The following is a 13,086-nucleotide window of genomic DNA, read 5'->3' as shown; positions in this document are numbered from 1 at the left end:
ATAATGACAAAGCAACATATCATCAAATCAGCCGCAGGTTTCCTGGCAGTGCTGTCTCTTTCATTGACAGGATGTTCCAATTTCCTGGATACGAACGTGAATCCGAATAATTCTGATAGTGTGGAAGCCAACCTGTTGCTGCCTTCAGCGCAGGGGGCTATTGGTTATGTGCTGGGCAACCAGTTCCAGATCTATGGCAGCATATGGAGCCAGTACTGGACACAGGCTCCTACTTCTTCCCAATATAAAATTGTGGACCAGTACAATGTACAGGCATCCAGCTTTGACCGCCCCTGGCAGTTCCTGCTGGCAGACGGTATGAAGGACCTGGATGTGGTGATCGGGCAGGGGCGCCGTGTTCCCAAATACAAGCAATACGCAGCTATTGGCCTGATCCTGAAAGCATATGATTTCCAGCTGGTAACCGATGCATTCGGTGATATTCCTGTGAAAGAAGCGGCGAAAGGCGATGAGGGTATTCTCACTCCTCATTATGATTCGCAGAAAGAGGCATATGATACCATTTTCAGCCTGATAGACCAGGGCCTGGCTATGTTAGATGAAGAATCTGAATTTGCTCCCGGCGATGAGGACCTGATATTCAGAGGTAGATTAGTTAAGTGGAGAGCGTTTGCCAATACCCTGAAGCTGCGTGCCTATATGCGTCTTTCTGAGGTAGCTCCAACTGAAGCAGCTGCTGGTATTGCTTCTTTACAGGGAGCAGTTTTCCTGACTGAAGATGCACAGATCAACTATACCAAGCAGGGTGGTAACACTAACCCGCTGTATTCTGAAATGCTGGGTCTGGGGCTTACCGAGAACCTGGTGGCCAGCGAAACTAACGTTTCCCAGATGATCTCCCTGAACGACCCCCGGTTGACCACCTTCTACCAGATAGCGGCAGATACTGATAAAGTGGTGCCTATCCCGCAGGGTAGCTACAACACCCAGCCGGAGTATTCTGTGTCCCTTCCGGGAACTGCTGTAGGCGCTGCTCCACGACAGGCAGCTTCCGCACTGGCTCCTGTTAAGTTCATCTCTGCAGCTGAGAGCTATTTCCTGCAGGCTGAAGCTGTATCCCGTGGCTGGCTGACCGGCGACGCGAAAGCGTTGTACCAGCAGGGTATTGCAGCCAGCTTTGCTTCCTATAAAGTTGATCAGGGATCTTATGTTACTGACAGGGTAGCTGAATTCCCGGCTGATAAAGACGGACAGGTTAAAGCTATCATCACACAGAAATACTTTGCTATGTGCGGTAACCAGGGCTTTGAAGCATGGTCTGAATGGCGCCGCACAGGTTATCCTGATTTCTTTGTTACTTCTCAGGCTTCTGACCTCGGTGATGGGGTGTTTCCTGTAAGAATGCTGTATCCTAATACAGAGCTTACCAGGAACCCTAACTTCCCGGGAGCTAAAGTTATTACAGACAAAGTCTGGTGGGATGCTAAATAGTATTAGCTATAAGTAAGTGAAAAACGCTTTAGTCTTTTGGCTAAAGCGTTTTTTTTTGAGAAATGCTCCAATTCTTTAAAATACAGCCCGGTTCAAATTGATCTTACTTATATCTTCATAATAAATTTTATATCTTGTGCCTGCATTTTTCTATCAGCGACTCTATTAAAATTATAAGAGACACGGGGGACTATATAGTATAGGTATCAATATCAGGGATACCATGAGAGACAGTGTAACGTAATGTATTATTTGTTTTTGTCAGAATACCCGCAACCAGCGTAAAACGTAAATTTCTGTAGATGAAGAAAAGTTTCATCCTGTATCTGTTGTCATTGATTTCAGCATCAATTATGGCACAGACAAGGACCATTACCGGTACTGTATCTGCCGATAGCAGCGGCGCTCCATTGCAAGGCGTGACTATCCGTATTAAGGGCTCTGCTTACCGCCTGGCCAGTGGTACGGACGGGGCCTTTTCTATTAGTGTGACCGGTACGCCGGAGCTGCAGTTCTCTATGATAGGCTATATGAGCAAGGAAATAAAGGCTACCCGGGAAGTAACCCGATTGGATATACGTTTACAGGCCGACCCGTCAAAATTGTCTGAAGTAGTGGTTGTAGGTTATGGTGAGCAATCCCGTCGCCTGACAACGGAAGCGGTATCAGTGCTCCGGCCGGACAACTTTAAGAACATGCCTGCCGTTTCTCCTCAACAGCTTTTGCAGGGGCAGGCAGCTGGTGTACAGATGACCAATTCTTCCGGTTTACTGGGCAATGCATCCCTTGTTCGTATAAGAGGTGCGGCATCTATTAATGCCGGTGGTCAGCCGTTATTTGTAATAGACGGAGTGCCCCTGAATGACGGTACCTATAATACAGCCTATAGTGGTGGAGCTGCATTGAACCCGCTGCTGGAAATAAACCCGGAAGATATTGCTTCTATCTCTGTATTGAAGGATGCGGCAGCAGCAGCTGTATACGGCTCAAGGGGCTCTAACGGTGTGATACTGATAGAAACAAAGAAGGGATCAGTAAGAGGAAAGACCAGAGTACAGCTGGACTATTATACCGGCTGGATAAAGCCTACCAATAAACTGGAGGTTATGAATGCGGAAGAATACCGCACTTTTTACAATACCTATGTTACTACTGCAACCGGTAAAACACCGGTTGATTTCCCTGAGAAAGGATTTGACTGGCCTGCCGCAGTAACAAGGACTGGTAAAGTGAACAACTATGCACTTTCTGCCAGCGGGGGAAATGAGAAAACGCGTTTTTATGCCGGTGGCAATTACCAGGATAACGAGAATTTTGTGATAGGCAATAACCTGAAAAAACTGTCGGGAAGGATTAACCTGGAACATAGCGTCAGCAAGCGTGTGCAGTTTGGGGTTAATTTCAGCATGGCTTATACGAATATGGACAGGATCTACCTGGAAGGTAATACACTGGCTCCCTATACAGGTGGTTTCCTGAATACGCCTTTTACGCCAGCCTATACAGAGACCGGGCAGTATTATAATCCATCAGGTAATGTGCTTGCTAATATTGCATTAAGCACTAATAAATATTATACAAGGCGTAGTACCGGTAATGCATATGCGAAGATCAACATTACAGACGAGCTCTGGGTTAAGAGCGACTGGGGCATTGATCAACTGGAGACAGAAGAGCGTTATCGCAGATCATCTAAACTTACTACCGGTGGTTCTGCCGGACGTACTATCTGGCAGGATAATAAATGGCTCAATACCAACAGCCTGAATTATGAGAAGCGTTTTGCAGATGCGCACACTATAACGTTACTGGCTGCACATAGTTATGAAACGTCCAGGTATGATGATATTAAAGTGAGCGGCAGTGGCTTTACCAGCGATCAGCTGCCGAATGTAGGCTCTGCTTCCACTCCGCTAACTACTTCAGCTACTGGTAAGGACTGGGCAATTGAATCTTATATTTTCCGTGCGCATTACAACTATAAAGACAAATACCTTGCAGAAGGTACGTTGCGAAGGGATGGCTCTTCCCGTTTTGGCGGAGATAAAAAGTATGGTAACCTCTGGGCTGTATCGGGGGGATGGATAGTGTCACAGGAGCAGTTCATGAAGGATATCCGTTTCATTGATTACCTGAAACTGACTGCCAGCTATGGTGTAACAGGTAATGACCGGATAGGCTATTATGATTACCTGGGACTATATACTGCCGGTACGGACGCTAATTATGCCGGTCAGCCGGGGCTCAGGCCCACACAGGCGCCCAGTAAGAACCTGGGATGGGAGAAATCGGGGCAGCTGGACATCGGTGTTACGGCTAATGTGCTGAATAACCGTATACAGCTGGCGGTAGACTATTACAATAAAGATTCCAAAGACCTTTTACTATATGTGGCTTTCCCTTCCACTACAGGTTTTGGCTATGGTACGAAGAATGCCGGCCGGATGCGTAATACCGGTGTAGACCTGCAGCTGACAGCTATTCCTGTGCGGCAGAAAGACCTGGAATGGAGCGCTTCACTGAACATGGGATTTGTGAAGAATAAAGTGATCACCCTTCCCGGCGATACCAAAGATGAAGAAGGCCGGAATTTTATTATAGGGACGTATAATGGCCAGCGTGCTATACAGGGATATGCTCTGAACTCTTTTTACCTGGTAAGGTACAAAGGTATCAATCCGGAAACGGGCGATCCTGAATGGTATACCAAAGATGGGAAGGCCACTACCAGCCCTACCAGCAATGACCAGGTAATAGCAGGCAATGCCATGCCGAAATTTACCGGGGGATTTAACAACACTGTACGCTATAAGAACTTTGACCTGGGGGTTAATTTCTATTTCTCTTATGGAAATAAGGTTATGCTGACGGAATTCACTTACCTGGATAATGTGAGAATGGGATATAACCTGAGTAAGGACATGCTGAACTACTGGAAGGAAAGCGGTGACCATGCTTTTGCTCCTGCCGCTACCAGTGCTTCCTGGAAGAGTACCAACAGTTTTGCCCGTTTGTCTACCGCTCAGCTGTTTGATGGTTCTTTCCTTCGTCTGAAGACGCTGACACTGGGTTATAATATTCCGGCAGGTTTGCTGGGACGTACACATGCGTTGAGCAATGCCAGGATATATGCGCTGGCGCAGAACCTGTGGACAGTTACTAAAAAAGGATTCCGCGGAGCAGATCCGGAGATCTCCCAGTATGGTACCAACGGGCAGGCAGTGGGGGAATCTTTCTTCTCTTTACCGCAGCCTAAAACAATTACTGTAGGTGTAAACCTGGTATTCTAAAACAATGAAAGCAACAACAATGAGCCGATATACAATAGGGAAATGGATGCTGACCGTGGCCTGTATGGGAATGTTCTCCTGCAGCAAGCAGCTGGACGTGGACCCGGAGCAGGCTATTCCTACTGACCTGGTATTTACTTCCGGCGCTACATCTTTAAGCGCTTTATATGGCGTTTACAGCCGTACACAGCGTGTGGAGGTATTTGGTGGTCAGCCGCAGGCTATAGCTGATTATATGGCAGATAATGTGGATTATAAAGGGAGCACTACCCTGGCAGATATTGCCACGTTTACCACTATGCCGGGCAATTCTTATGTAAGTGAGATATGGAGGATCAACTATGACGCCATTATGGGCGCCAATGCGGTGATAGATAAAGTGCCGGGTGTACAGGATGCTACTTTTACGGATACGGACCGTAAGATGTATGTGGCAGAAGCCAAATTCCTGCGTGCTATACTTTATTTCCAGATGGTGAACCTGTTTGCACAGCCTTACCAGGTAAGCCAGGGTGCAAATGAAGGCATACCATTGGTAACGGCTTCATTTGACGGTACCATTACTTATCCTTCCAGGAATACTGTAAATGAAATACATGCACAGATAGAAAAAGACCTGCTGGAGGCGTTGCCAGATCTTGCCAATACTTTCACCGATGCCTCACTGGCCAGGGGAAGGGCTACGAAGGGAGCTGCCAATGCTTTGCTATCCAGGCTGTACCTGTACAGGGAACAATGGGATAAAGCCGCTGTATACGCAAAAAGTGTACTGGACGCTACAGCCTATTATAAACTTGCGGCAGACTATTCTTTCTATGATGGAAATACGGCAGAAGATGTTTTCTCTATCCAGAATACTGACAGTGATAATCCTGGCGCCGGCAGCTGGGCCTCTGTTTACCGTCCTACAAATGCAAACGGCCGGGGAGAATGTCCTTTTTCTACCAACCTGGTGACAGCCTTTGGACAGGAGACCAATGACAAACGTTTTGCCATGAGTGATATGGGGACTGCCGCTAACCAGGAGACCCGCCGTTTCACTACAAAGTTTCCGAACGTTACAACTTATAAGGACAATGCACCTTTAATAAGAGTAACTGAAATGTACCTGAACAGGGCGGAGGCCCTTGCTGCTTTAAATGGGGTGAACCAGGAATCTATTGATCTTATTAATGCACTGAGAACAAGAGCAGGGCTTGACACATGGGAGGCCACTGACTTTGCTGACGGGAACGCGCTTATCTCTGCTATCCTGACTGAGAGACGTAAGGAACTGTGTTTTGAGGGGCACAGGAGGATGGACCTGCTGAGGAGGGGACAATCCCTGAGGGCAGATGATGCCAGTAAAAAGGCCGGTGCGGACAGGATAATATTACCAATTCCCCAGCGTGAAATAGATCTTAGTGATGCCTTAAAGGGGCATCAGAATCCGGGATACAACTAAGATGTTAATTTGATATTTTATTAGCTGATATTTTAAGAGAGCGTTATTAAACGCTCTCTTTTTTTATCAAAAAATGCGGTGAAAGATCACTTCCAATATTTACGCTATCATTTTTTAAAAAAATGTGAAGGATAATTTCCGTCTAATTTTATATATTGCATATGCTTGTGAAATTCAAGTTTACCAAAATCTAAATAAACTCTAATAACAAAATCTATACTGAGACTGGAAACTTTATACTGTAGCGAAAGAAAAACTATTTAGATCGGAACTATTGAACTTGGTTTTTGCTGTATTGTTTGTGGGGATAGAATTACATCGGAATTCTGTGCTTTATCATGCATTATTATAATTACTTTAACCTTACGGGGAACAATTTGTTAACAGTGATACCACAATTTTAAAGAGTTGTACCTGTAGCGTATACATTGATTATAACCTATAAATCTATTAAATACAACAATCAGATATGATGTAGCATAACCCAAGGGTTACAAGATTTTCAATTATCAAACAATTCGCTTATGAAACAAACTTTACTACTATGGCTATTCGTGGCCATAAGCGTAATGCCCGCGCTTGCCCAAACACGAACGATCTCCGGAAAAGTAACTGACGCGAAGGATGGTTCACCTATTCCGGGAGTGACGGTGATTGTAAAAGGCACCACAACAGGTACAGTTACCGGCGCTGGTGGTAATTTCTCTTTATCAGCAGATCAGAATGCCAGGACTTTAATTGTTTCATTTGTGGGGTATGAGACCCAGCAGGTGAACCTGGACGGCGGTACGACGTACAACATTGGACTGAAAGAAGATCCTAAGAGCCTTGAAGAGGTGATCGTTACTGCGCAGAACATTTCCCGCGATAAACGTTCTCTGGGTTATGCTTTCGAGTCAGTGAAAGGGGATGAACTGGCACAGCGTTCAGAGCCCAATGTATTGAATACATTGAACGGTAAGCTTGCCGGTGTGACCATCACCGGTTCCAGTGGCGCTCCCGGCGCCAGCACCAACATCAACATCCGTGGTATTACTTCCTTTACCGGAAGCAACCAGCCGCTGATAGTTGTGGATGGTATTATATTCAGTAATGACCTTGATGCAACAGAAAATACCTTATTCGGTTCTCAGCCGGCTAACCGTCTTGCGGATATCAGCCCAGAGAACATTGAATCAGTGAGTGTGCTGAAAGGCCCTGCTGCTGCGGCTTTATACGGTTCCCGCGCATCTGCCGGTGCATTGGTGATCACTACCAAAAGTGGTAAAGAGTTGAAAGGCAAATCTGAAGTAACCTTTACTTCTTCTGTGTCTTTCCAGAATGTGTCAGGTTTACCTAAGTTCCAGAATCAGTATGGACAGGGTGCTAACAATGACTTCAACAATACTTCCAGCAACTCATGGGGTCCGGCTTTTGGTACTATTGATTCTGTTACTACTGTACAGGGTGTAAGAGTGCCTTACCGCGCTTATCCTAATAACGTAAAAGATTTCTTTAAGACAGGAAGCATTATCCAGAATGGTCTTAATTTCTCTTCCGGTACTGCAGAGAACAACATCTCCCTGTCACTTTCCAGCACTTTCCAGAATGGTATCATTCCTGAATCCAAGTTTGATCGTAACAGCGTGCAGATAGGCGGTGTAAAAACATTGAACAATGGTGTTAAGTTAATGACCTCCGTAACTTATGTACGCAGTTCACAGCGCGGCGTACCGCAGGGTAATGGTGGTAGCGCCTTTGGTCAGCTGACCCGTATACCGAGAAGTTATGATCTCACAGGGATGCCTTACCAGGATGAGAATGGAAAGAGTATTTTCTATAATCTGACACAGAACCATCCGTTGTGGAGCACTGAGCATGAAAAGCTGCAGGGTAGCACCGATCGCGTATTCGGTTATTTTACAGCCGGTTATAACATTATGAAATGGCTGAATGTTTCTTACCGTGTAACCGCTGACGTTTATAATGACCGCCGCAGGTTCTATAATGAGATCGGCTCTGTAAGAAATCCTACAGGAGCTACTGTTCGTGACAACTTCTTCCGTTCTGAACTGAATGGTGACCTGATGATCAAAGCTAACAAGAGCAATCTGTTCACCGAAGGGCTTGATCTGAATGTATTGTTGGGTCAGAACATTAACCAGCGCGATTATCAGAACGTTACATTGTACGGTGAAGAGCTGACCATTCCAAATTTTGAGAACCCAAGCAACGCGAGCATATTCTCCCAGAGTGGTGAAACTGTCCGGAAACAGCGACTGATCGGTTATTACGGCCAGTTAAGTTTTGGGTATAAAAATTATCTCTTCCTGGAACTGACAGGAAGGATGGACCAGTCATCCACACTGCCGTCAGACAAGAATAAATACTTCTATCCTTCTGCAGCATTGAGCTTTGTGCCCACAGATGCGTTCCATATTGAATCAAATGTGCTGTCTTACCTGAAATTGCGTGCAAACGCGGCAAAAGTTGGTCGTGATGCACCTCCTTACAGACTGCAGACTTACTTTGTTGGCGCTACATTCGGTAACAACCTGGCGAGCATCACGTACCCGATCAGTGTCGGCGGTTCAAGCATTCCAGGCTTCCTGACCAATACCCGTATTGGTAGCCCGGCCCTGAGCCCTGAATTTGTGACTTCTTACGAGGGTGGTTTCAACATTGGTTTATTCCAGAACAGGGTAAGCCTGGATGCGACATACTTCTATACAAGGAGCTCAAAACAGATCTTTGATGTGGCAGTATCTAATGCTTCCGGTTTTGATACAAGAACTACCAACGTGGGTCTGATGACCAACAAGGGTATAGAGCTGGTATTAAATGCGACTCCGCTGAAAATAGGCGCTTTCCAATGGGACGTGTCAGCCAACTTTACCCGTATCCGCAATAATGTAAAAGAAATTGCGCCTGGTATAGACAATGCTCCACTGGAAGGTAATGCGTTCATTGGTATCAACCCTTCTATTGCTGTTAACCATGCTTATGGTGTGATCATTGGCACCAAGAATGCACGTAACGACGCAGGAGAGTTGCTGATCAATCCTTCTACAGGTTTATTCGTACCTGGTATTGCCGGTGAAGTGATTGCAGATCCTAACCCTGACTGGCAGGCTGGTTTAACCAACACCTTCCGTTATAAAGGTTTCTCCCTGTCTTTCCTGATCGATACCCGTCAGGGTGGCGATATCTACTCTTTCAGCATGACAGATCTGAAGAACAATGGTAGCCTTGAGATCACTGCTAAAGATCGTGACAAACCAAGAATTCTGCCTGGTGTTATTCAAACCGGTGATGGAAAGTATATCAAGAACAACATACAGATCAGTGCACAGTCTTATTGGGGAGCCCTGGGGGGCCTTGCTTCAGAAGGTGCTGTTTATGATGCAACTGTATGGCGTTTAAGAGAAGTAGCATTTAACTATTCACTGCCTTCTTCTGTATTGCGCAGAACCCCATTTGGAGCTGCCAGCATTGGCCTCAGTGCTCATAACCTGTTTTTCTATGCTCCTCATTATCCTGCTGATCCTGAGATTAACACCCAGGGTGCGGGTAATATCAGGGGACTTGATCTGAACGGTGCTCCGAATACAAGGAACTATGGCGCGAATCTGCGTGTTACTTTTTAATTGAAAAAACAGAAACAGATGAGAAGACTTTCAATATATACAGGATTACTACTACTTGCAGTCACCTTTACGGGTTGTAAGAAGTTTTTTGATATCAACGATACACCGAACTCCCCTACCAGTGTACCTCCGTCGCTGTTGTTACCTACAGGGTTATCTGGTTCGGCCTTTTCCAATGCAAATGAACTGAACCGTTTTGCCTGTACTATCATTGACTACCAGGCAGGTGCTGGCGGCAGTCCTGCTACATATGATATCTACAACACCAATGGTGCTGACTTTGGTAACCAGTGGCGTTTTGAAATTTATGGCGGTGCATTGATAGCTTACAAGAAAATGATCGATGCTGCTGATGCAACAGGTGCTAAAGCTTATACCGGTATTGGCAAGATCATGATGGCATATACTTTTGCTATTGCTACTGATGTTTGGGGAGATGTGCCTTACACAGAAGCTTTGCAGGGCGACCTGGATGTTATTCAGCCTGCGCTGACAACCCAGGAGGCGATGTATAAAGGCGGAACAGGTGTAACCAGCCTGTTTGACATGGTACGTGCAGGTTTACGCGACCTGGACACTGTTACCACTTCTTCTCCTGAAACAGACGATATCGTATACGGTGGTGACATAGACGCCTGGAAAAAAGCAGGTAATACATTGCTGCTGAAACTGGCGATACAGATCAGCAAAAAGGAACCAGCACTGGCAGCGAGTGTTATCAATGAAGTATTGGCAAAAGGTGAGGACGCTTACATTACCAGCAATGCAGAAACCCTGGGCGTTAACTTTGGCGCCAGCACCGGTAGTCAGAGCCCTGTTTACTACTACACTTATGTGAGCAGCTTTGCAAACGATCTGATAGTGAGCACCCGTTACGTAAACCGTTTGCAGGCGCTTGGGGACCCACGCCTGGATAAATTCGTAACCAAACCATCCGGTAGTTTTGTAACAATAGATAATGGTTTCCGTGGTACCTTACCCACACCAACTGCTAACTGGTCAAGGTGGAGCTCTACATTGCTCGGTGCAAATGGTGTAGGTCCTGTAAAACTGATCACCAATGCAATGCGTGCATTCATCCTGGCTGAAGCTGCTGTGAGCCTGCCTGGTATTAACCTGGGGGGCAACACTGCACAGGGATGGTACACAGAAGGTATCAAAGCTTCAATGCAGGACGCCGGCCTTTCATCTTTGGAAATAGACGCTTACTTTACTGCTCACCCTGAAGTTGTAACCCTTTCAGGAACTGTTGAGCAACAGGTAGAACAGATCATTACACAGAAGTACATTGCTAATACAGGCAACGGCCTGGAAGCATGGAATGACTGGAGAAGAACCGGGTATCCTGTAATGCCTGAGCATGACAATGCTGTAGGTATTGATGGTACAAGACCTGTAAGAGCACAGTATATTGACCAGGAGGTTGCACGTAACCCTGCTTTCAAGAATGGTCCGCTGCCTAACGTGAAAGTATGGTGGGATGTAAACTGATAAATGTATTTGATCAAATTAAAGTAAGAATCATGAAAAAAATTATCAATAAAATAGTGCTGGCTGCTGCTGCTGTACTTACCTTCGGGCTTACAGCATGTGATAAAGATTTTACGGACGACCTGGTAAAGGATAATCAGCCGGATATACCGGTAACATTCACCGGAGCAACTACCTATGGTTTCAATCCTTACTACACCGTAAATATTAATGGTACCGGCGAAATAAAAATAACACTTGAAATACCCGGTTCATCTGCAGTAACAATTAAAGAAGTGGCTGCTGTTACAGCAGGTACTACTGCTATCAATGTAGCGTCATTGGGTGCTCCTAATTATGTAACCGCTCCGGTTTCTGTGAATGGCACCACTTATACATTGACGACTTCTCTTACCGAGTATAATTCAAAAGTACCGGCTTCTGCACGGGTGACTGCAGCGTCTATTACAGGCGCTTTTCTTGAGCGTGCATTTATGTTCAAACTCACTATGTCTGACAATACAGAGATCGTCCCGGTTCAATGCCGTATAAGATTCACAAAATCTTAAAAGGGGTCAACGAAAATAAAAAGGAGCAATCGTTATGATTGCTCCTTTTTTATTTAGCCCGAAAAAATATTATTGCAATACTTCTTTCAGTTTTGCTTCCAGTGCTTCTCCTCTCAGTCCAACAGCGAGGATCTTTCCTTGTGGGTCCAGCAACATATTGGAAGGAATGGAATTTAAGCCATATAAAGGCACTACGGCAGATTCCCAGAACTTCAGATCACTTACATGGCTCCAGGTAAGGCCATCATCTTTAATAGCTTCCAGCCATGCTTCTTTCTTTTTATCCAGGGATACTCCGAGGATGGTGAAGTTTTTGTTCTTATAAGTATTATATGCCTTTACTACATTTGGATTCTCCATGCGGCATGGCTTGCACCAGCTGGCCCAGAAGTCTACCAGCACGTATTTACCACGGAAAGAATTCAGGGTAACTACTTTTCCTGAAGCATCGGGCAAAGAGAAATCAGGCGCTTCCTGTCCGATCTTTACGGCAGTAAGATTGGCATCTTCTTCCATATTAGGCTGACCGGCGCCCGGTGTAGTCATTTCAGTTACTTTATTGGCGAGTGCAGTGATAAGTGTGTTTTCAGGGAAGCGTTTTTTCACATCTGCCAGTGTCTTTTTATCTTCTGCTAGTTTATTGGCGTCTACAAAGCTGATAGCAAAAGCTGCTACCGCAGGAGATTGGGTAGTAGTAGCTTTCTTTATGAAGAATTGATCCAGTGCTTCCTGCTTGTTCCTGAAAGAAACCAGCTTAGCCTGCATCAGGCTGTCTGAAGGTTTGGACTGTGCAAGGCTGTCCAGCATCATCCTGTCTGCCGTCAGTTCGGTTTGTTTTGCACTGAATTCATTCAACAGCTGTTGCAGTTCAACAGTAGCCTCAGAGTTTTCGACCTTGATGTTCTCCAGTTTGTGAAAGTCACCTTCTATGCTCATAGTACCGGCATCGAGCCCAAGGAGAATAAATTTCTCACTTTCGCCAAAGCGTATGCGGTAAAGCGCCTGTTCCGGCAGCATTCCTTTGAGTGTGAATTTGCCGCTGGCATCTTTGATCTTTGTTCTATCTACGATCTTTACTTCATCCAGTGTCAGCTCTTCCAGGTAGATGGAATCCAGGGGGGCGTTATCAATATGGGCATTGATGACAAAATCTCCCTTTTCCGTCTGTTGATTGCAGCTTGCAAGCGCCAGTCCGGCCACTGCAAGCAAAGCGAGTTTCTTTATATTCATCAGTT

7 protein-coding genes are annotated in these 13,086 nt (G+C 45.6%); 6 read left to right on the top strand and 1 reads right to left on the bottom strand.

Going from position 1 to position 13,086, the window contains the following annotated elements; all coding sequences use genetic code 11:
- Window positions 1-3: 3 nt before the first annotated feature.
- The 6 genes from GO493_RS01220 (at window position 4) to GO493_RS01195 (ending at window position 11,851) form a co-directional block, all read left to right on the top strand.
- A complete protein-coding gene (locus GO493_RS01220) occupies window positions 4-1,452 on the top strand; it encodes a SusD/RagB family nutrient-binding outer membrane lipoprotein (RefSeq protein ID WP_157304241.1) in 1,449 nt (482 codons plus the stop codon).
- 302 nt (window positions 1,453-1,754) lie between these two features.
- Window positions 1,755-4,742 carry a SusC/RagA family TonB-linked outer membrane protein gene (locus GO493_RS01215; RefSeq protein WP_198315424.1) on the top strand — a complete coding sequence of 996 codons (2,988 nt, stop codon included), beginning with the start codon at window positions 1,755-1,757 and terminating at the stop codon, window positions 4,740-4,742.
- A gap of 4 nt (window positions 4,743-4,746) precedes the next feature.
- A complete protein-coding gene (locus GO493_RS01210) occupies window positions 4,747-6,186 on the top strand; it encodes a RagB/SusD family nutrient uptake outer membrane protein (RefSeq protein WP_198315422.1) in 1,440 nt (479 codons plus the stop codon).
- A gap of 524 nt (window positions 6,187-6,710) precedes the next feature.
- Complete coding sequence (locus GO493_RS01205) at window positions 6,711-9,812, top strand: SusC/RagA family TonB-linked outer membrane protein (RefSeq protein WP_157304240.1); 3,102 nt, start codon at window positions 6,711-6,713, stop codon at window positions 9,810-9,812.
- 18 nt (window positions 9,813-9,830) lie between these two features.
- Window positions 9,831-11,303 (top strand): SusD/RagB family nutrient-binding outer membrane lipoprotein, encoded by a 1,473-nt coding sequence (locus GO493_RS01200; RefSeq protein ID WP_157304239.1) that lies wholly within the window; start codon window positions 9,831-9,833, stop codon window positions 11,301-11,303.
- A gap of 32 nt (window positions 11,304-11,335) precedes the next feature.
- Window positions 11,336-11,851, top strand: a complete 516-nt coding sequence (locus GO493_RS01195; protein WP_157304238.1) for a hypothetical protein — start codon at window positions 11,336-11,338, stop codon at window positions 11,849-11,851.
- Window positions 11,852-11,920: 69 nt separating this feature from the next.
- Here GO493_RS01195 and GO493_RS01190 read toward each other — a convergent pair whose 3' ends face one another.
- Window positions 11,921-13,081, bottom strand: a complete 1,161-nt coding sequence (locus GO493_RS01190) for a TlpA disulfide reductase family protein (RefSeq protein ID WP_157304237.1) — start codon at window positions 13,079-13,081, stop codon at window positions 11,921-11,923.
- Window positions 13,082-13,086: the final 5 nt, after the last annotated feature.

The sequence above is a fragment of the Chitinophaga tropicalis genome (assembly GCF_009758205.1).
Taxonomy (GTDB): domain Bacteria; phylum Bacteroidota; class Bacteroidia; order Chitinophagales; family Chitinophagaceae; genus Chitinophaga; species Chitinophaga tropicalis.
This window is presented reverse-complemented; position numbering and strand designations above follow the sequence as displayed.